The organism is Methylobacterium sp. CCH7-A2 (assembly GCF_001557075.1).
Classification (GTDB): Bacteria; Pseudomonadota; Alphaproteobacteria; order Rhizobiales; family Beijerinckiaceae; genus Allobosea; species Allobosea massiliensis.
Map to the genome: position 1 here is coordinate 1 of NZ_LSKN01000191.1, position 21917 is coordinate 21917.

Sequence of the window (21917 nt, forward strand, 5' to 3'; positions counted from 1 at the left end):
ACCCAGTTGCAGCCCCCACCCCGCCAGTCCATGGTTGGAACCGCTCCAATCTGAGGCGTTTCCCGCATGCTCGTCCTGATTCTCGGCCTCGTCCTGTTCCTCGGCATGCATGCCGTCACGATGAAGCGCGATAGGCGCGCGCGGCTGATCGAGCGGTTCGGCGCGGGCGGCTACCGGGGGCTGTATTCGGCCGTCTCGATCCTGGGCTTCGGGCTGCTGATCTATGGCTACGGGCTGCAGCGCGCGGCCGGCTACACGGTCGTCTGGGAGCCGCCGGTCTGGACGCGGCATCTGGCGCTCTTGCTCAACCTGCCGATCTTCATCCTGCTCGCCGTCGGCCGGCGGCCCTCCTGGCTGCTGGCGCGCGTCAAGCACCCGATGCTGCTGGCGGTGAAGATCTGGGCCACCGCCCATCTCCTCGCCAATGGCGATCTCGGCAGCCTGCTGCTGTTCGGCGGCTTCCTCGCCTGGGCGGTGATGGCGCGCATCTCGGTCAAGCGCCGTCCGGAGGAGATCGCCCGCGCCGCCGCGATGACGAATGTCGCCTTCGGCCGCCGCGACGTCATCGCGATCGTCGCGGGGCTCGCGCTCTATGTCGTCTTCGCGCTCTGGCTCCACCCGCTGCTGATCGGCGTGCCCGTCATCACCCGCGGCTGAGGCGACAGGCCGCCGGGCGCGACCATCGCCTCACAGATGCGAGCCGACCTCGTCGCGGAACCAGTAGCAGCCGAGCCCCAGGCAGCCGATCAGGATCGACAGCGCATAGGGGCCGAAGAGGCTCGCGACGAAGACGAGGCCGATGAAGCCCCGCATTCCCCAGATCAACCATGGTGTCTTCATGGCCCAACCCTTGTTTCGGTATTGCTGCCAAAACGTAAACGGAAACACGTGAATCGAAGTTGAACGGATAGGGTAAATCGCCGTTTTGGCTTTGTTCCCAGCGCGTTAGGGGTTGAGGCGGATTTGCGGCGGCAGCCATGGAAAAGCCGCTTGCGGCCGTCTGCCGCAGGGGTAACCCTAGGCGTCCCACAAACGGGAATCAGCGACGATGACCAAGACCCTCCTGGCTGCCCTCGCCCTCACCTGCATGACCAGCTTCGCCCAGGCGCAGAGCTGCGCCGTCCAGGCCAGCGACAAGAAGCTGGCCGGCGCCGCCAAGACCAGCTTCCTGACCAAATGCGAGAAGGACGCCACCGCCGCCTGCGACAAGCAGGCCGCCGACAAGAAGCTCGCCGGCGCCGCCAAGACGAGCTTCACCAAGAAATGCGTCACCGATTCGGTCGGCACCTGAGCCCCGCGCCGGCCCATGAAAAAGGGGCGGCTGTCGCGAGCCGCCCCGGTTCTCTGCTTCGCGGGCGGGATCAGCCGCGGCGGTCGCCATAGTCGCCGCGCTCCTCGCGCCAGCGCGGCCCGCGCTCGCCGTCATGATAACCGCGGCCGCCGCGATGGCCCTCCATCCGGTCGTCCATGCCGCCATGCATGCGCTCGTGCATCGCCCGCATCCGGCCGCGGCCCTCGGCCATGGCCTCGCGGAGCGCACGGCGCGCCACCGTCTTCTGCTCGTCGCTGAGAGTCACCCAGAGCGGGCGCACGGCGTCCGCCAGTTCCTTGGAGCGCGCGGCGCGCTCGCTGGCGCGGCCGGACATCATGTCGAGCCGCTCCATGATGTCGGCATGGCGGAAGGTCTCGCGCTGCTCGCGCATCGCCGACCAGCCGGAGCGGCGCTCCTCGGCGCGCTTCTTGATGACGCCCTCGACCGTCTCGAACAGCGGCACCTGCTCGGGCTTGAGCCGCATATCCGTCCGCAGCTTGGCGAGACGCTCGTTGAGCCGCGCCTGCATGCGTTCCGCGCGCTGCTCGCGCCACTCGGCGCGGCGCTCCTCGCGGCTCTCATAGCGGTCGGCACGATCGGGGCGCTCGCTGCGCTCCTGGCGCGGCCCGTCGCGCTCGCCGCCGGCCGGCGGGATCGGAGCCGGCTGCGCGACGGCGAAGCCCGCTGCCAAGGCCGCGATGGAGGAAGCTGCGATCAGGGCGAAGGGTTTCATCAGGATTCTCCCAGAGGTCGACGAAAGGGTATTCGCTCAGCGGGTCTCGAAGCCGGGTCGCGATGGGCCTAAGCTGCGCCCTCCGCGATGTCCTTGCGGTGGCGCAAGCATGAAGAGATCGTAATGTAACGCCGCGCGCCCTCCCGCCGTTCCCCCGGCCGCACATGCTTCGCCCCGCCCTGCTCCGAGCCGCCCATGCGCAACCTGATCACCGATGTCCGCGGCCTCCTCGTCGGTCAGGCGCATGACGCTGACGCCGCGACCGGCGTCACCGTCGCAATGTTCGAGCGCCCGACGGTCGCCTCGGTCGCGATCCTCGGCGGGGCGCCCGGCGTGCGCGACACCGCCCTGCTCGAGCCGGAGATGACGGTCGAGCATGTCGATGCGATCGTGCTCTCCGGCGGCTCGGCCTGGGGTCTGGCGGCGGCCGACGGGGTTATGGCGCATCTGGCGGGCCAGGGCCGCGGCTTCGCGATCGGGCCGCTGCGCGTGCCGATCGTCCCGCAGGCGATCCTGTTCGACCTGCTCACTGGCGGCGCCAAGCCCTGGGCCAAGGGCGGTGAGGAAGCGCCCTATCGCCGGCTGGGCGCAGAAGCCGCAGCCAACGCCGGCGCCGATTTCGCGCTCGGCACGGCCGGCGCCGGCTTTGGTGCCACCACCGCCAATCTCAAGGGCGGGCTCGGCTCGGCCAGCGCCCGCGCCGCCACGGGCCAGATCGTCGGCGCGCTCGTCGCGGTCAATGCGGTCGGCACGGCGACGATCGGCGACGGCCCGCATTTCTGGGCGGCGCCTTACGAGCGCGAGGGCGAGTTCGGCGGGCTGGGCTGGCCGGCCGGCATCCGGCCGGAGGATCTCGGGCTTCGCTTCAAGGGCGGGGCCGGCCAGAACACCACGATCGCTCTCGTCGCGACCGACGCCGTGCTCACCAAGGCGCAGTGCAAGCGCCTCGCGCTCGCCGCCCATGACGGGCTGGCGCGGGCGCTGCGGCCCTCCCATGGCGCGCTCGACGGCGACGTCGTCTTCGCCGCCGCGACCGGCCATAGCGGCGCGCCCTCGGACGCCTTCGCGCTGACGGAGCTCTGCGCCACGGCCGCCGACGTGCTGGCGCGGGCCGTGGCGCGCGGCGTCCATGCCGCCACCGCCCTGCCTTTCGCAGGCGCGCTGCCGGCCTGGCGCGACCGTTTCCGAGGCTGACCGCGCTCCGGCGCCATGCTAGAGGCGCGGCCATGTCGACCGATGATTTCCTCGCCCGCTTCGGCGCCGCCGGCCAGCGCCAGCCCGATCCCGTCGCCGCCGCCCAGAAGGCGATGCGCAACGCCCTGCCGAAGCGCTTCTACGAGAGCGCAGCCGCCATCGAGCGCGACGGGTTGTTCCATGTCGCGCTCGACGGCCGCACCGCGCGCACCCCGGCCCGCAACCCGCTCGCCATCGCCTCGCGCGACGTGGCCGAGGCGCTCGCCGCCGAGTGGCAGGCCCAGGAACAGGTCGTCGACCCGGGCCGGATGCCTCTGACGCGGCTGGTCAATTCGGCGCTGGACGGCGTCGCCGACCAGCAGGACGCCGTGCGAGCCGAGATGGTGCGCTATGCCGGCAGCGACGCGATCTGCTATCGCGCCGGCGAGCCCGAGGCGCTGGTCGCCCGCCAGAACGAGGTCTGGGAGCCGATCCGCCGCGATGTCGAGCAGCGGCTCGGCGCCCGTTTCATCCTCGCAGAAGGCATCGTCTTCGCACCGCAGCCGGCCCCGGCGCTTAAGGCGGTCGAAGACGCCGTCGCGACCATTCCCGCCCCTGTCGCACTCGCCGGCGCCCACAGCGTGATGACCCTCACCGGCTCGGCCCTGCTGATGCTGGCCCTGCATTTCGGCCTGCGCGACGCCGACGCGGTCTGGGAAGCGGCCCATTGCGACGAGGACTACCAGATCGGGATCTGGGGGCAGGATGAGGAAGCGGCCGAGCGTCGCGCCCTGCGACGCGCCGAGTACGATGCCGCCGTTCTGCTGCTGACCCGCGGCTGACGGCCGCGGGCACCGCAGGGCGACGAAGCACCCTTGTGGTTGCGCCCTCGGCGGCCGACACGCTACGGCTTGCCGGGGCGCATTTCACAGACCGCATCTGGATGTTTCAATGGTGACCCGCACGGACCTCGTGACGCGGCTCGAACAGGCCTTTCTAGGCCATGGCTACGAGGGGCTGACGATGACCGCGCTCGCCGATGCCATAGGTCTGACACGCCGCACGCTCTACAACCATTTCAGCAGCAAGGAGGAGGCGTTCCGCTTCCTCATCGAGAGCGTCAACAGCGCCGCCGTCGAGGCCGGGATGGCGGCGGGCCGGGCCGCCCTCGACGCAGCGCAGGACCCTGTGGACGTCTTCGCGGTCACGCTGGACACTCGCTACGGCCACAACCGGCGACGTCTGGCGACATCGCCCCATGCGGTCGAGATCAACGATCAGGCCTTCCGTCGCTGCCGCGACCTGATGATCGTCTCGGCCGAGAGCTTCCATGGCGAGCTGGCCGGCTTGATCGGCGAAATGACGGCCCTTGGCCTTCTGCGGCTTCACGACGGCGTCACGCCTCGCGATCTCGCCCAGCTTCTCGCCGACGGCGCCCGGGGCACCAATCAGAGCCTGCCGCCGGTCGATCCGCAGGGCCTGCACCAGCGCTACACCGCCATGGTGCGGGCGATCCTGCACGGCACGGTTCACGCCGACGTGAACCATAGCTGAAATTCACATATTGCCGTGATCTGTGCCATGTGATCAACGAGACCCCGCGGTGATGTTTGACGTTCCGGGGGGGACGGATGGACGGGGGTTCACTCGAGGTCGAGGGCTATCTGGCCCATCCGCGCTTCGCCGGGCTCGTCAGGGCCCTTGCAGGCGGTTTCCTGGGCGCGCAGCAGGTCGTGCCGCGGCTCGTCACGCAGTTCGCGTCGCAGCAGCGCTGCCTGATCTCGCACGCCGCCCTGGCCTCCTATTTCCGTGGCATGCTCGGCGGCAAACCGGGCATGACCCAGCGCGACTTCGTCGAGAACGCTCTCGCGCATGGCCTGTCGAGCCGCAACACCGCCGCCGCCTTCTTCGCCGAAGCGCTTTATTACGGGCTCATCCGCGTCTGCGGCCCGGACCGGGGGCGCGCGAGCATCGCCGAACCGGCCCCCGAGACGCTGTGGGGCATGTGTGAGTGGTATCGGCTGCATCTGGCTGTGATCGACGGCCTCGACGGCGGCAGCCGCGCCGCCATCATGCAATCCGGCGGCATCACGCTGCTCGCCGCCGTCGAACCGGTGGTGGCCGATGCGCTGCTGGCCTCGCCGCTGATCCGCAACCCGCCATCGACCTATGCGGTCTTCGCCTCGGTCGACGAGGGCGGCAGCCTGATGGACCGGCTGATCGCCGGCTCCGACCCCACCGCCGACCTCGAGGAGCGCGCCGTCACCGACGTGACCTCCGTCTCCGCGCTGGCCAAGCCCTTCAACATCTCGCGCACCCATGCCGGCCGCACGCTCGCCGGCGCCATCGCGCTCGGCGCCATCGGCTGGACCGGTGTTCCGGGCCGCTCGCCACTCTGGCTGTCGCGCGCCTTCCGCGAGGATTACGCGCGGGTCCAGGCCACCAAGCTCGTGATCATCGCGGCCGCCTTCGATGCGGCCACTGCCGGAGCGGGCGTCGGCTCCGGCCTTCGCGCCATGCCGGCGCCCCCCGCCCAATTCGAGGGCGTGCGCCCGGCCTGGTAGCCGCGACGGGACAGCGCTCGGCCGCGGAGGCGAGCCTCGCGATCGGCGCGCGTCTCGACGCCCTGCCCGCCTGCAAGGTTCGGCTGACCCTCTTCGCGGTGCTGACGCTCGGGCTCTTCGCCGATATGGCCGAGGTCGCGCTCGGCAATGCTCTGGCGGCCGTCTTCCAGAGCCCAACTGACCCGCCCGACATCGCCGTTTTCACGGCCGCGATCTTCACGGGCGGCGCCGTCGCTGCGCCGCTCGTCGGGCTGTTGGGCGACCACGCGGCGAGCACGTTCCTCGCAAATCATGACGTTAGGTCAGGCATGTAAACCATTTGCTGACCATTTTTGACCGGTGCATTGCACAGCTCTGTCGCCTCTGAGAAAGCTTCTTCCGCTCGAACGATCCGAAACGGCTTCAAAACGTCGCTTGCCCGCTTCTTTCCGCCGAAACGGCGCCAGGAAGGTCGGGGCGGACCAGAGGCCCACCGGTGTCGGCACGGGATCGCGTCGCGATCGAGGGGGTGGGTGGTATGGCTGGACGATCGACCGCATGGCGGGTGGCAGGTTTGGCGGCGTCTTTCGCCCTCGCTTCGGCGGCGCAGGCGCTCGCGCAAGCCCCCGCGTCCCGGCCAGCGGGCCCGGCTGCGCCGTCTCCCGCCGCGCCGAACGGTGCCGCGCCGGCTGCGGTCCCCTCAGAGCCCAGCGTCACCACGGCGAGCTTCGGCGACTGGACGCTGCGCTGCCAGCGCATCGAGGGCTCCCGCGCCCAGCGCGTCTGCGAGGTGGCGCAGGTGCTGCAGGCTCAGGGGCAACAGGCTCCGCTGGCGCAGATCGCGATCGGCCGGCTCTCCGCCGGCGACCCGCTGCGCGTCACGGCCGTGATGCCGGTCAGCGTCAGCTTCCCGAGCAGCGTCCAGATCGCGTTCGGCGAGAAGGAGGCCCAGCCGCTCGATCTGCCCTGGCGGCGCTGCCTGCCGACGGGCTGCTTCGCCGACGCCGTCCTGCCCGATGAGGCGGCGAAGCTCTGGCGCAAGGCCAATGAGGCGGGTCGGATCGTCTTCCGGGATGCCGCCGGCCGCGACCTCGTCCTGCCGCTCTCGACACGCGGGCTCGATCCCGCGCTCGATGCGCTGGCGCGCGAGAAGCTCTGACGATGGCGCGCCGCCGGACGAAGACGCTCGCGAAGCCCCGGGGCGCTCAGCCGGGGTTCGTCCCGCCGGCCCTGCGCGCGCGACCCCGCGGGCCGGTGCTGGCGGCCTGGCGGCAGCGCTGCCTCGTCGGCCAGGCGATGGCGCTCGCCTTGTGGAACGCGCCCGCCTTCGCGCAGAACATCATCACGCCCGACGGACGCACCCAGACCAACGTCTCAGTCAGCGGCACGACCACCACGATCACGACCCAGACGATCGCGGCCGGCGCCGGCTACAACTCCTTCTCGCGCTTCGAGCAGGCGGCCGGCACCACGGTGAACATGCACCTGCCCCAGAACACCGGGGCGCTGGTGAACATCGTTCGCGACGGCCCGGTCGTCGTCAACGGCATCCTCAACTCCTACAAGAACGGCCAGATCGGCGGGCACATCTACTTCTCGGATTCGGCCGGCTTCACGGTCGGGCCGAGCGGCGTGATCAACACCGGCCGGCTGACCGTCAACACGCCGACCCGCGAGTTCCTTGATCGGGTCATCAGCCCGAACGGCGTCGTCGACGAGGCGCTGGCCGCGCGGCTGCGTGCCAACGACGTGCCGATTTCGCCCGATGGGCGCATCACGATCGACGGCCGGATCAACGCGAAGCGTGGCGTCACGCTGCACGGCCATTCCGTCAGCATCGCCGGCCAGATCACCTCCAATGCCACCGCTGAGGACCTCGGCGAACGGCGCCGCCGCCACCGCACCGCCTTCGCCGAGAGCGTCAACACCAAGGGCCTGCGTCAGGGCGCGGCGATGGTCGCGCGCAAGGGCGGCGGGATCGAGATCGTGGCCGCCGGCACGGTCAGCGTGTCCGGCCGCCTCAGCGCCAACGCGACGGGCCGCCGCGCCGCCGGCAGCATCGCGATCCGCTCGGGCAAGGGCACGACGATCGCCGCCACGGCGAAGATCACGGCCACCGGCGCCGCCCCCTCGCCTCGTCTCAGCGCCGGCTCCGCCGCGGTCAATACGGCCGAAGGCGGCAAGGTCTCGATCACGTCGGACGCCGCCATCGCGATCGCCCGCGGCGCGGTCGTCGACGTCAGCGCCGCGCGCGGCGTCGCCGGCAAGGCCGGCTCGGCCATCGTCTTCGCCGGCACCGATCTCGACGTCGCCGACGGGGCCGTCTTCCGCGGCACGGCCGGCACCAGCGGCGACGGTGGTTTCCTCGAGCTCAGCGCGAAGAACACGGTGACGCTGGGCGCGGTCGATGTCGATCTCTCCGCCCGCAACGGCAAGGCCGGCCTGCTCTTCATCGACCCCACCGACATCGTGATCGGAACCGGCGGCAGCGCCAACATGATCACCAACGGCACGGATGTGTCGCTGCTGGCCACGAACAGCATCACCATCCGGGGCGACGGCCTCATCGATACGCGCAACTTCAACCGCCAGGCGGGGGCCCTTTCCGCGACCAATGCATCGCTCGGCAACTCCGGCAACATCACCCTCGAAGCGCCGAAGATCGAGGTCGCGGGTCAGTTGCTCGCGGGTGTCAGCGCCGGCAGCGCCTTCTCGGCCGGCAATGTGACGCTCACCGCCAGCCAGTCGCAGACCCTGCTCTCCGGGGCCGCCACCGCCGAGGCCGGCATCAAGGTCTCGGGCACGATCACCGGCCGCGACGTCGTGATGACGGCCGATGCCCGCGCCGTGTCCTCCTTCATCGACCCGAATGCGGGGACACTCGTCGCGCTGGCGGCCCAGACGGTCGGCGGCGCGATGTTCGGGCTGAACGGCTCCTATGTCGGCAGCACGATCTCGTCGACGATCGAGATCGCGTCGACCGCCGTGATCGAAGCGACGCGGAACGTCTCGCTGAGCGCCAGCGGCCAGCAGGAGGCTTCGCTCCCGGCCATCACGCTCTCGGGCAACTTCCCCTGGGGCGCGGCGGTGTCGATCGGCGAGATCGCCGGAGAGGTGAGGGCCGACATCGCCTCGGGCGCGCGGATCACGGTCGGGGGAAATCTCGACGTCAGGGCGTCGAACGACGTCAAGCTCGGCGTCACCGCGCTCACGCTGACGACCGGCCAGAGCCTGGTGGCGGCGACCGTCGCCTATGGCGCGGTCGACGTCACGACCGCGGCCAAGGTCCATTCCGGCGCGATCATTACCGCCGGCGCGACGACCAACGTCACCGTCTCGGCCCTCACCACCAACAGCTTCTCGACCTCCGCTACGGCGATGGCCTCGGCGGGAAGCGTCGGCGGCATCGCCTTCGCCTATTCGGACTACAAGGCGGCCACGGAGGCGCAGTTCGGGGCCTCGCTCGGCAGCGCCGCCAGCAAGGCCGGCAGCCTCACCGTTCAGGCGGTCTCCGACACGACCAAGAACGCGACCAGCGCCACGACGACGGTCGGCAACAACGCTCTCTTCAACGCCGGCCCGGCCGGTTCGACGGTCTCGGACCTCCTGACGAAGATCCTCGGCGAGGTGAGCAATGGCAGCAGCACGGTCCCGGCCAAGGTCGGCAGCGCGATCGCCATCGCCGACAGCGGCCTCAGCGCCAAGGCCTTCATCGGGGCGGATGCGGGCGGCGCCGCGCCTGCGATCCACACCAACGGCAATGTCGCCGTCGCCAGCCGCCAGTCGGACTTCGGCGTCCGGCTGATCGCAGACAGTTCGACCAACTCCACCTCGACGGATCCCACAGCCGCCAATCCCCAGGCACAGATCTCGCTCTCCTTCGGCATCGCCGTCGGCAATTACAATCACGATTCGACTGCCTTTATCGGCCCCGGCGCGACGGTGAGCGGGCTCCGCGTCGGCGTCGGCGCCACCAACGAGATGCCGATCTCGAACACCTGGACGAACTGGGCCGGGCTGTCGGAGGCGATCTCGCACCTCAACGGCAATCTCGGCGTCGTCAACAACATCCTGACGACCTACGCCAATGCCAGCTCCCAGTCCTCGCAGTTGGGCCTGGCCGGCGCGGTCGACTATTTCCGCGTCAACAACGAGACCTCGGCCTACATCGCCAGCGGCGCGACGATCACGGCCGCCTCGCTGGGCGGGGCCTGGCAGACGACGCTGGCGGACGGTTACGAGCAGGCCTGGAGCCGGGCCGTCAGCGTCGCCGCCGACACCACCGTCCACAGCATCGACGGCGGCGGCAATTTCGGCTTCACCGGCGGCGTCAACGGCGGCGCGGGGTCCGCCGCGGGCGGAACCCTGCTCGATATCGGCCGCAGCAGCCGCACGGTCGCCGCCATTGCCGACGGCGCGACGGTCACTGCCGGAGATCTGGGCGTCACCGCGACGACGTCGGACAAGATGTTCGTGATCGCGACCTCCTCGGGTCGTTCCGCCGGCGTCGCCCTGAACGGCATGGTCTCGCTGGCGGGGCTGGACAACCAGACCCTCGCCTCGATCAGCAACCGCGCGCGGATCACCGCCGATCTCGTCGATCTGCGCGCCGAGCAGTTCGTCTCGCTGTTCTCGCTCGGCGGCGCCCTCGCCGGGGCAAACTCCGGCGGTAGCGGCTTCGGCGTCTCCGTCGCGCGCCTCGACGCGACGACGGTGACCCGCGCCTTCATCGGAGACAATTCCAGCGACCTCTCCGACGGCAGGCTGCGCGGCGCGGGCACGACGCTGGGACTCATCCGCACCGATTCCCTGACGGTCCAGGCCGCGACTACGGGCCGGGTGATCGCGGCCTCCGTCGCGGCGGCAGCGATCGATTTCTACACCTCAGACGGAGCCATCGATTTCCTGGGTGACGACCCATTCTTCGCCAAGGTGGCCTCGGCAACCTCGGCACAGGGCGGCGGCAGTCCCTCCCTCGGGCTTGCTGGCAGTGCCGCGATGGCCGCCACTCAACTGGGCACCTCGGCCTGGATCGACGGCGCCCGCATCGAGAACCGGCTCCAGCCGCTCTCGACCGCGGTCAGGGCGCTGAACTCCAGCATCATCGAGATCGGCTCGGGCTCGGCCGCAGTCAATCTCGCCGGAACGAGCGCGCCTTCCGCCGCCCTCGCCGGCGCCATCGCCTATGCCAAGCTGGACAACAGCACCGACGCCCATATCGCCGGCTCGACGCTGACCAATATCGGCAACACCAGCGTCCAGGCGCTTGCGGGCGGGCGGATCACCGCCGTCGGGCTCGGTCTCGCCGGAGCGCCGGGCGGCAATGGCGCTGCGGCGATGTCGGTCTCGCTCGGGCTGGTGACCGACCGGGTCTCGGCCGCCATTTCGGACTCGACCCTGCTCGCGGGCTCCTTCGCCCTCGGCGCCAATGCGGTGGCGGTCAACGCCTACCAGACCACCGATATCGGCATCGGCGGCGGTGCCGCCTATGCCGGCGCGAAGAACGGCATCGGCCTCGCCTTGACCTATACCGAAATCGCCGACCCCGATGGCGAGGAGGCGGTCAGCGCCAGGGTGACGCGCTCGCGGCTGGACTCCGTCCAGAGCCTCAGCGTGACCGCCTCGGGGGCGAGCCGCATCGTCTCCAGCGCCATCAGCGCCGGCCTCGGCGGCAACGGGCTGGCCGGCTCCCTCGTCTTCAACACGGTGACGCCGACGATCCGGGCCATGATCGACGGCAGCACGGCGACGCCCGCCCTGATCACCACGCGCGGGGACGTGCTGGTCCTGTCCGACGGCAGCCGCAACGCCACCCTCGACGCGCTGATCACCGGCCGCCAGCTCTTCGCCGGCACCGACACCAGCCAGATCGACTTCACCGGCTCCGCCGCCAACAACGGCACCGCCAACCCGACGGGAGCCGCGATCCTCGCCGTCGCGGGCGCAGTGCAGGGCGGCACCAACAATGTCGGCGTCTCGCTGCTGGCGAACCGCATCGCCCAGTCGCATCTCGCCACCATCGATCAGGTCGACCTGACGGCCGGCGGCCTCGTCACCCTGCGCGCGCAGGACGGCGCCACCATCACCGGCGTTGCCGTGGGTCTCGGCGTCGCCACCGGCGCCTTCGCCGGCACGGCCTCGGTCGTGCTTCAGTCCATCGGCAATGTCGCCCGCGCCGGCATCACCGGCAGCGGCACCTCGATCACCGCCGCGGGGCTGGACGTCACCGGGACCGTCGCCTCGACGATCCGCGCCAGCGCCGGCTCGCTCGGCCTTGGCATCGGCACCGCGGCGATCGGCCTCTCGGTCGTCGAGAGCGACATCGCCAACGAGGCCGACGCGACCGTCGCCGATGCCACGATCCGCACCTCGGGCGACGTCCTCCTGCGGGCCGGTTCGACCGCCACCATCGACACGCTCGCCATCGGCATCGCCATGTCGCGCAATGTCGGGCTGGCCGGCTCCATCGCCAACAACAGCATCGCCACCGACGTCGCCGCCACGGTGGCGGGCGCCGACATCATCGCCGGCAACAATCTCGGGCTCTTCGCGACCAATACCGACCGCATCACCGTCTCGGCCGGCGCGCTCGGCGCCACGCTGGGCGCGCCCTCCGTCGCGGGCGGCTTGTCGGTCGTCAACAACACGATCGGCGGGGCGAGCACGGCCTCGATCGGCGCCGGCAGCACGGTCGATGCGCGCGCCGGCGGTTCGGGCGCGCTGAACTACCAGGCCGGCCAGCTCGTCACCGCCTTCGACCTGAGCACGGCGACGGACCCGAGCGCGGCCCAGCCCTCGCTCGCCATGACCGCGCGCAGCGTCCGCGGCCTGGGCGTCGTCGCGACCTCGCAGCAATCGGTCCTGGCCAATGCCGTGACCGGCGGCGTCGCCATCTTCCCGGTTTCGGGCGCCGTCGCGATCGTCCCGATCCGCAACGTCCTGGGCGGCAGCACGGCCGCGGTGATCGACGGCAGCGCCGTCAACACGCGCCTCACCGGCACGGATTCGACCGCCGTCGCCATCGAGGCGGCGAGCCATTCCTATGCCGCGACCTTCATCACGGTCGGCTCGATCGGCGGCGTCGCGGCCGCGGGCGCCGACGCCAACACCGTCATGCAGCGCAGCACCCGCGCCGCGCTGACCGGCAGCACGCTCGGCACGACCACGCCGGGCTTCACCCGCCCGGGTGTCACCGCCCTCGACATCGCGGCGAACGCCTCGCAATCGGCGACGGGCACCGTGATCGGCTTCGCGGTCGGCCTCGGCGGCGCGGCGGCGTCTGGCATCGTCAACAGCTTCGCGGCGACCACCACGGCCACCCTCGATCAGGGTCTGGTCACGGCGGGCCGCGTCGCGGTGAACGCCGAGAGCCGCAACGGCTTCTACGGCTTCGCGACGGTCGCGGCCGGCGGCGGTGTCGGCCTCGGCAGCGCCTTCACCGTCGGCACCAGCCGCAATACGACGCTCGCCACCATCGGCGGCGGCGCCGGCCAGACGACGCTCAACCTCAACGGCGCGCTCGCCGTGGCGGCGCGCAGCAGCAACGATTTCACGCTGCTGGCGACCGGCGGCGCGGCCGGCGGCTTTGCCGGCGTCGCCGGCATGGTCAATTTCATCGACGTCGAGAACGAGACCCGCGCCGGTCTCTACGGCGTCGTCGCGACGCTGCGCCCCGCCAGCGCCGCGGGCATCGACGTCAGCGCGAACGAGACGACGCGCATCACGCCGACCACCGCCGCCGGCGCCACCGGCTCGATGGGAGCCGGCGCGGCTGCGACCATTGCGAGCCTCGACAGCCGCGTGCTGGCGGACATCACGGGGTCGACCCTCTCGGCGCCGGACGCCGTCTTGGCCTCCGCCACCTCCCAGCGCATCGTCGATGCCCGCACGGTGACGCTCGCCGTCGGCGGCACGGCCGGCATCGGCGCCTCGGTGGCGGTGATCTCGGTCGGCACCGCCACGCCCGCGGGCGCTGCCGCCGAGCTGAACGCCAATGGCGACGGCACGCTCGCCCGCGTCAGCCAGCTCACCGCCGGCAATGCCGATCTCGTGCTCAGCGCCAGCGGCCTTTCCGCCTATCGCAGCTATCGCGGCACGGCCGGCGCCTCGATGACCGATGCGGCGCTGCGCGACGCGGCGCAGGCCGAGTTCGATCTGCTGCTGGCCAGCGGCACGGTGTCGAACGGCACCTTGACGCTGGGAAGCGCGGGCGTGACCGCCCTGCGCTCGGCCGCCGCGACCGCGCTCGGCATCGCGAGCCCGAGCGACGCGCAGGTGCGCAGCTGGGCCGCCCAGCGCTATGCCGCCCTCACCGGCGGCAGCGTCGCCTATCTGATGAGCGATGCCGGCGTCTCCGCCTATCGCAGCACCGTCACCGCGACCCTGCCGAGCGCGACGGACGACCAGATCCGCAGCGCCGCCAATGACGCCTATGCCCGCCTGCTCGCCAACGGCACCGTCTCCAACGGCGTGCTGACGCTGAGCACCGCCGGCCTCGCCGCCTATCGCGCCGAGGCGAGCACCGCCCTCGGCCGGACGGCGACCGATGCCGAGGTCCGCAGCTATGCGGCCCAGCAATACAGCTTCTTCACCGCCAATCGCAGCCGCATCGTCGCCCCGGCTTCCCAGAGCGCGAGCGCGCTGCTGGACTCCGCGGACTCGCGCACCGCCGCGACCGTCACCGGCGGCAGCATCGCAAGCGGCTCGGTCGCCGTAAGCGCCCTGTCGCAGACGACAACCAGCAACCTCGCCACCGGCGTGGGCGCCGGCGGCGCGGCCGGCGTCGGCGCCGCCACCGCCTACACCACGATCGGGGACAAGGTCTCCGCCACGCTCGACCAGATCGCCGTCACCACCGGCTCGATCACGCTCTCCGCCCGCTCCGCCGACGGGTCGGGCTCCGCCGTGGCCGTCGAAGCCCGCGCCGGCGCCGGCGCGCTGGGCGCGGCTGCCGGCGCCGCGGTCGCCGAGGGCACCCTGTCCAACACCGTCGCCGCCCGGCTCGGCGGCACGCTGACCGTGACCGGCGCGACGAGCGTCACCGCCGAGAACAGCCAGACCGGCCGCTCCGATGCCTTCGGCGCCACCGTGGCGGGCGGGCTCGCGCTCGGCGTCTCGCTGGCGAAGAGCAGCGTCACCAGCACGATCTCGTCGGAACTCGCCGCCGGCGCCAGCCTGACAGGAACCGGCCTCACCATCGGCGTTACCAGCACCGGCGCCGCCCATGCGGCGGCGGTGGCCGGCGTCGGCGGCCTGCTGGCGGCCGGAGCCGGCGCGGAAGCGACCGCGACCGACTCCACCGACACCCTGGCCGTCATCCGCTCCGGCGCCCGCGCCCAGGTCGGGACCGGCACGATCGCCGTGCGGGCCGACGTCTCGCCCGATGCCAAGGCCTCCGCCACCGGCGTCGCCGTGGCCGGCGGTCTCGCCGTCGGCACGGCCATCGCCAACGCGACGGTCGATCCGCTCGTGCGGGCGCTCATCGAAGGCAATGCCAGCCTGCCCTCGCTCGCGCAGTTCACGGCGGGCAATCTCTCCGTTCGTGCCACCGGCTCCGTCTTCGGCACCGCGCTGGGCGATGCGATCGATCTTTCGGATTCCACCTCGGGCTTCGCGCGGGGCGGCCTCTCCGCCGCGGCCTCGGCGCTCGCGGCCTCAGGGGCCTTTTACGTCAGCGCGACCGGCACGCGGGCCTCGGCCAGCAACACGGCCAGGGTCACCGCCTCCGTCGGCGACAATGTCCGGCTGCCTGCGGCAACGGTGACGGTTGCGGCCAGCAACACCACGGCCCAGGGCGCGACCGCCAGCGGTATCACCGGCGGCACCGCCGCCATTGGCGTAGTCCTGGCCGAAGCCGACGCCGACACGGCGACCACCGCTTCGCTCGGCAACGGCGTGCGGATGGAGGCGGCCGGAAGCGGCAGCCTCGCCGTCACCGCCACCGGCAGCGACACGCAGGTCGTCCGGTCCCAGGCCGGCAGTGGCGGCCTCTATGCCGGCTCCGGCGCCGAAGGGCGGACCTCGAGCCGGTCCGCCGTCACCGCCTCGCTCGGCGCTGACGCCATCATCCACACCGGCCTCGTCACGGTCGCCGCGAGCCACGACACCCGTTATGCCGCCCTCGTCGACAGCCTTCAGGCGGCCGCGCTGGGCGCCAGCGCGGCGCTGGCGGAGAACAAGGCGGAGAACATCGCCGTCCTGACCTCGCTGGGCGCCCGCAGCCGGCTGACCGCCGCGGGTCCCGGCACGGCGGGCTGCGCCCTGACCTCCTGCCTGCAGGCGATCGCGCTGACCAGCCGCAACGGCTTCGAGCAGCTCGCTCTCGGCGACTCGGTGCGCGCCGCCGCCGGCGGCGGCATCAATGGGGCCGGCGCGACCTCGACCACGACCCTGTCCGGCACCTCGCGCGTCGTGCTCGCCGACGATGTCGCCCTCGCCGCCGGCACGAGCCCGACCGGGGCGCCCGGGCCGATCCTGATCCAGGCCTGGAGCGAACTCACCGGCGACGACGCCGCGACGCTGACGACCGGCGGCCTGCTGCAGGGCGCAGGCGTCGCCTCCCGCTACACCGCCACCGTCAACAACGAGGTCACGCTCGGGCTGCGCAGCACGGTGACCTCCTTCGGCGTGATCAATATCGGCACTTACACGACCGCCGATGTGCGGACGAACGCCTATGTCAGCACCTATGGCGTCGCCGGCGTGGGCGTCGCCGATGCCGACGTGACCCTGAAGACCCGCAACACCGTCGGGATCGGCGCGAATGCGGCGCTGCTCGGCCTCGGCGACGTCAATGTCACCGCCGGCCGCGACGGATCGGGGCTGAGAACCAACAGCCTGACCGGCCGCGCCACGGCGCTGGGCTATGTGCGCGGTCTGATCGCGGTGCCGGATGCCGACGCCTCGACCGATCTGCAGAACCATGCCCGGGTCGAGGTCGCCTCCGGCGCCAGCATCGCGAGCGCGCAGAACGTCACGCTCGGCGGCTATGACGGCCTGCTGAACGCCTATGCCGACGGCACGGGCTATGGCTACCAGCTCTTCTTCATCCCTGTCGCGAATGACAGCAGCAGTCCCGGAGCCTCCTCCTCCTCGACCCTGGTGATGAACGGAACGGCTACCGCCGGCATCTACAACACCCAGCGCATCGAAATCGGCTGCGGGACCAACGCGACCCAGCAATGCGGCGTCAACGACACGCCGACCATCCGCTTCGTCAGCGGCGCGCCGGTGACGGCGAACATCAACGGCGCCTTCAACGCGGTGTCCTACATCAATGCCCTTTACGACTCCTCGGTCGCGGGCACGCTGATCTCCGGCGTCAGCGGCTCGCCGGTCACGGCCGTCCGCCTGAGCCAGCTCTATGCCGCCGGCGGCAACGTCTATGTCGGCGGGCGCACGGTCTCCGGCAATGGCACGCTGACCGCCCGGGGCGGCCCCTCCATCACCGTGATCAACCGCAGCAACGCCTATCTGGTGCTGGACGGCGGCGCCTACATCCCGGAATCGACCGGCGGCCAGATCGTCGGCGCGAGCGGCGGCCTCACCCGCAACAGCAATCCCGATGCGACGCCGGTCATCACCATCGACAACGCCTATGCGGGCGCACTCGACGCCAGCGGCAACGGCCCGGCACTGCTGATCGCCGGAGACGTCACCAACCTCGCCGGCGTGGTCTCGATCAACAACACGCTCGGCTCCTTCGGCTTCTCGGGCCAACGTATCGACGCGTTGCAGTTCAACGTCACGGTGCCCAACGGCGCCGTCGCCGTCTCCTCGAACGGGCCGAACGGCCTCTACAATGCCGGCGCCTCGCCGCAGGCCGAATACGGCAGCTACATCGTCTATCCCGGCGGTGGTCAGGGCACGACGCTCAATCCGAACGAGGCGATCTACGCCGCCGCCAATGCCTTGGCCGCAGCGGCCGGCGTGTCCAACGTCAACTATTTCCTCTACGGCACGCAGGCCGACGGCCAGACGCGCAACTGGTCGCTGCAGTTCTTCGGCAACTGCGCCGGCTACATCGCCGATTCCGGCTACAACTGCGCCACCGGCTACAATATCGGCAACGACATCAGGATGACCCTCATCCCGACGGTGCCGACCTATCGGACGAGCAACCCGACGGCGCAGGGCGGCGGCACGCAGATCTACGGCGCGCAGGTCGCGATCAAGGCGACCACGATCAACATCAACGCCTCGATCGAGGCCGGGCGCATCACCAACTGGTCGGGCACCATCGCCGCGAACATCGGCACCATCCTGAGTTCGGTGCGCCAGGGCTATCTCGACGCCGGCACCACCTCCGCCAGCTTCGCCAGCATCTTCGGTGGCGGCTGGGCCAACCCGGGCGCAGCCCCCGTCGTCTACGACGTCGTCAACCACCGCCTGATTCTGAACGACGTCAACGCCTCCTCGGGCGGCGGCTCGGTCCTGCTCGACGGTCAGATCATCAGCACGAACACGATCGGCCGCATCAAGGTCAATGGCGGCTTCGGCGATGTCAGCCTGGTCAACAATTCCGGGCTCGACCTCGTCACCAGCCGCATCAACACCGGCACCGCGGCAGGCGTGAACGCCAGCGTCAGCAAGATCACGATCGTCGACCGCCTGATCACCTCGGGGCCGAACACGACGGTCTATGCCTATACGCCGGGCTCGGGCATCGCCGTCTACAAGACGAACAACGGCGCCCAGCCCGTGCTCGGCACCACCACTCCGGTGGCCTTCGTCTCCGGCGACACGACCAGCTACACCCCCGTCGCCGGCACGCGCTATGAGTGGACGCAGCAGGCGCTGCTCGAGCGGGTCGGCCTGACGGTCGCCAACCGCAACCAGCGCGACGTCGTCTCCTACTGGGTCTACAGCTCCGGCACGTCCAGCAACCCCTGGGTCTATGTCGACGCGCAGTCGCCCAGCACCAATCCGGGGGCCGATCCGCGCTACTGGTGGTCGCGTTCGGCACAATCGCCCAGCGCGACCCCCGTCTCGGGGCGCCTGACGAACAACACGAGCCTCACCAATATCGGCCTGACCCAGACGATCACCGGCGGCCATCTCGACTTCATCAACAATTCGGCCAGCTATGGCGGCTGCCAGCTCGGCTCGCCCAACTATTGCGACCGCGGCTTCGTCGGCCAGCCCGGCGCCTCCCAGGCGGTCTGGGACTACAACTACGCCACCCGCGCGTTCGTCCAGGTCACGGCGTCGGTGAAGGCCGACAACCCCTTCGCCATCAGCTTCGCCGGCAATGCCGCGGGGCGCGTCAACATCCAGACCAATGGCGGGCTGCTGCTCCAGGGCAATGTCGTCAATCCGAGCGGCTCCACGACGCTCAACGCCACCGGCGGCGCGATCACCCAGGCCGCGAACGTCTCGATCCTCAGCAAGGACCTGACGCTCAACGCTCGCGACGCGATCGGCACCGCGACGCAGGCGATCACGACGACGCTGACTTCCGGCGCCAGCCTCGCGGCGGCGACCGGTAGCGGCGGCATCCATCTCGACATCACCGGCGGCGCCCGCATCACCACCTTACGCGCCGACGGCAATCCCAACGCCTATGGCGACGTCGTGGTGCGCGCCACCGGCAATCTCGAGGCGGCGGCCCAGTCGGGCGCCAACATCATCGGCCGCAACATCACCCTGTCGAGCGAGACTGGCGGCGTCGGTTCACTGACCACGGCGATGAAGCTGCGCGCCATGGCGACGCAGCTGCCGAACGGCAGCTTCGTCGACGGCGTCGTCAACGTCTCGGCGCTCGGCGATGTCGGCATCTCGCAGCTCGCGGGCGATCTGCGCGTCGGCGAGATCCGCAGCGACGCCGGCGACGTCCGCATCGAGGTCGGCAATGGCCGGCTCGTCTCGGCAACCGGGCAGACCTCGGCCCAGGCGCTGAGCGCCGAGCAGCTCTCCAAGGTCTCGCGCGCCCTGAATCTCACGGCGAACGACGGCGCGGCGACCGCCGCCCAGGCGAGCATCGCGACCTTCGAAGGGCAGGTGACGCAGGCTTACGGGCTCTATTCGGCCCTGATCGGCAACGGCTCGGTCGACGGCAACGGCGCCTTCCGCCTGAACGACGCCGCAATCCCGCTCTACCAGGCCTTCGCCGATGCCGCGCTCGGCCGTACCGCCAGCGCCCAGGAGGTGAAGACCTATGCGGCGGGACGCTACGCCGCCTATGCGGGGGCCTTCGAGATCGCCTATGGCGCCGGCTGGGCGACCCAGGCCCGCTTCCAGCCCGCCACGCTGCAGAGCAACTACAGCTTCCGCACGACGGATGCCGATGCGGCCTCCGGGATCGTGAACCGCATCGCGGGCGACGCGGTCTGGACCGACCGGCAGCTCGTCTCGGCGATCAACCAGTCCGCCCTGCAGCCCACTTCGGGCTCGGTCGGCAACGGCACCGCGCTGGTGGTCGGCCGCGACGTGACGCTCGTCACCGCCGGCAGCATCGGCTCGCTGGCGGCCGACATGCAGGTCTCGCTCGACAGCATCCGCAACGGCACCATCAGCGACGCCGAGCTCGCGGCGCTCTCGGTCGCCACCACGCCGGGCAGCGTCAAGATCATGGGACGCCGGCTCGACGGCAGCCTCGTCGAGGTCACCGATCTCGGCAACGTCCCCAATGGCGTCACGCTCGCCCGCGTCGATGTCAGCCAGACCGCCCCGCTCTTCATCAACGCGACCGGAACCTTCAACGCCTCGGCCCAGGGCGACATCTATGTCCAGGCGACGGCGAATGTCCCCTCCAGCACGACGCCGCGCTCGGCCGGCGCCACGCTCAATCTGGGTGCGATCAGCGCGACCGGCACGGTCAACCTGCAGGCGCCGCTCGCCATCACGGTCGCGACCCAGGCCGACGGCACCACGCCGCGCAGCCCGGTCCAGATCCAGACGGGAGGCGATCTCGTACTCGTCGCGGGCGGTGGCGGCATCGGCTCAACGGCGACTCCGCTGACCTACCAGATCGGTGGGCGGCTGGTCTCCGCCTCGGCCGCTGCGGGCGACGTGGCCCTGGTCGCCCAGGCCGGCAACGCCGAGATCGGCCGCATCTTCGCCTCCGGCAACGCCTCGCTCACGGCGCGCGGTGGCTCCATCCTCGGCTATCTGCCGGGCGTCGCCATCGCCGCGACCTCGATCCGTCTCGATGCGAGCGGCGATGTCGGCTCGGCCTCCGCCGCGCTCGGCCTTCAATCCGCATCGACCGGCTCCGTCACCGGACAGATCGGCGGACGCGCCTGGCTCGCGGCGCCGACGACGGCAGGCCAGGCCCCCAGCACGCTGCGGCTCGGCGACCTCGCCGCCACGGCCGGTGTCGCCGCCACCGCCGATGGCGCCATCGAGGTCCTGGGAAACCTGCGCTCGAGCCAAGGCGGCGTATCCCTGACCGGCGCCACGATCGCGATGGCGGCCGGCTCGCAGATCAGCGCCACCGGTGCGGTGACCCTGGCTTCGGCCGGCACGATCACCCTCGGCAAGGTCGCGAGCACGCTCGCGGCCCCGGCCGGCGGCGCCTCGATCGCGCTGACCGCGGCCGGCATGATCCTCGGCAATGGCGACACCGGAACCCTGCTCGACGCGAGCGTGAGCGGCGGCGTCGTCACGCTGCTGGCCGGCGGCGACATCGGCAGCGGCCATGCTCCGCTCGCGCTCGACGCCCCGAGCCTGTCGGCCCGCAGCCTCAACGGCCATCTGAACCTGGCCGCGACGACGGTGCGGGCCACGAATCTGGCCGCCGATGCGGGATCGATCATGCTGACGGCGAGCGGCACGCTGGCCGTGGATGCCGCCACCAGCGCCGGCGCGACTGCGCTCTCGGCCGCCAACGGAACGCTGACGATCGGCACGCTGCTGGCGGGCGCCGCCAGCACGCTGGACGCCTCGGGGCTTGTCACGATCACCAGCGCGACGACGACCGCGGGCGACCTCGCCATCACCTCCACCAGCGCCGGCATCACGGCGGGGACGCTTGTTGCAAGCCGCGACGCCACGCTGAACGCCGCAACGGCCGTTTCGGTCACCACCTCGCTCACCGCAGGCCGCACGGCCAACGCGACCACAAGCAGCGGCACGCTCGGCATCGCCTCGCTGCTGGCCGGAACCGACGCAACCCTCAACGCCAGCGGCGCCGTCACCCTCGGCGCCGCCACCGCCA

Annotated in this window: 11 protein-coding genes; 9 read left to right on the forward strand and 2 right to left on the reverse strand. The window is 71.1% G+C overall.

Features of this window, described 5'->3' with window-relative positions:
- The first annotated feature begins 66 nt into the window (after positions 1–66).
- A complete protein-coding gene (locus tag AX750_RS14670) occupies positions 67–657 on the forward strand; it encodes an NnrU family protein (protein ID WP_066719044.1) in 591 nt (196 codons plus the stop codon).
- Between the two features lie 30 nt (positions 658–687).
- Here AX750_RS14670 and AX750_RS26145 read toward each other — a convergent pair whose 3' ends face one another.
- Positions 688–840: a hypothetical protein gene (locus AX750_RS26145; protein WP_156446488.1), complete on the reverse strand. Its 153-nt coding sequence runs from the start codon at positions 838–840 to the stop codon at positions 688–690.
- 208 nt (positions 841–1048) lie between these two features.
- On the opposite strand from AX750_RS26145, the gene AX750_RS14675 reads away from it, so the two are divergent.
- The gene (locus tag AX750_RS14675; protein ID WP_066719051.1) at positions 1049–1291 is read left to right on the forward strand and encodes a hypothetical protein; all 243 of its coding nucleotides are present in this window, start codon (positions 1049–1051) and stop codon (positions 1289–1291) included.
- Positions 1292–1361: 70 nt separating this feature from the next.
- Here the strand turns inward: AX750_RS14675 and AX750_RS14680 are convergent, their stop codons facing one another.
- Complete coding sequence (locus tag AX750_RS14680; protein ID WP_066719054.1) at positions 1362–2045, reverse strand: Spy/CpxP family protein refolding chaperone; 684 nt, start codon at positions 2043–2045, stop codon at positions 1362–1364.
- 195 nt (positions 2046–2240) lie between these two features.
- On the opposite strand from AX750_RS14680, the gene AX750_RS14685 reads away from it, so the two are divergent.
- The 7 genes from AX750_RS14685 to AX750_RS14715 form a co-directional block, all read left to right on the forward strand.
- Complete coding sequence (locus AX750_RS14685; RefSeq protein WP_066719057.1) at positions 2241–3239, forward strand: P1 family peptidase; 999 nt, start codon at positions 2241–2243, stop codon at positions 3237–3239.
- Positions 3240–3271: 32 nt separating this feature from the next.
- A complete protein-coding gene (locus tag AX750_RS14690; protein ID WP_066719064.1) occupies positions 3272–4060 on the forward strand; it encodes an ATP12 family protein in 789 nt (262 codons plus the stop codon).
- Between the two features lie 109 nt (positions 4061–4169).
- Entirely contained in the window at positions 4170–4772 is a 603-nt protein-coding gene (locus AX750_RS14695; RefSeq protein ID WP_066719067.1) for a TetR/AcrR family transcriptional regulator, read from the forward strand.
- Positions 4773–4849: 77 nt separating this feature from the next.
- On the forward strand, positions 4850–5782 hold the full coding sequence (locus AX750_RS14700; protein ID WP_066719070.1) for a hypothetical protein: 933 nt from the start codon (positions 4850–4852) through the stop codon (positions 5780–5782).
- A 98-nt stretch (positions 5783–5880) separates the two neighbouring features.
- A complete protein-coding gene (locus AX750_RS14705) occupies positions 5881–6096 on the forward strand; it encodes a hypothetical protein (RefSeq protein WP_066719072.1) in 216 nt (71 codons plus the stop codon).
- Positions 6097–6335: 239 nt separating this feature from the next.
- Positions 6336–6920 (forward strand): invasion associated locus B family protein, encoded by a 585-nt coding sequence (locus AX750_RS14710; RefSeq protein WP_245282403.1) that lies wholly within the window; start codon positions 6336–6338, stop codon positions 6918–6920.
- 2 nt (positions 6921–6922) lie between these two features.
- A partial coding sequence (locus AX750_RS14715; RefSeq protein ID WP_066735059.1) for a leukotoxin LktA family filamentous adhesin occupies positions 6923–21917 on the forward strand: 14995 nt, incomplete at its 3' end.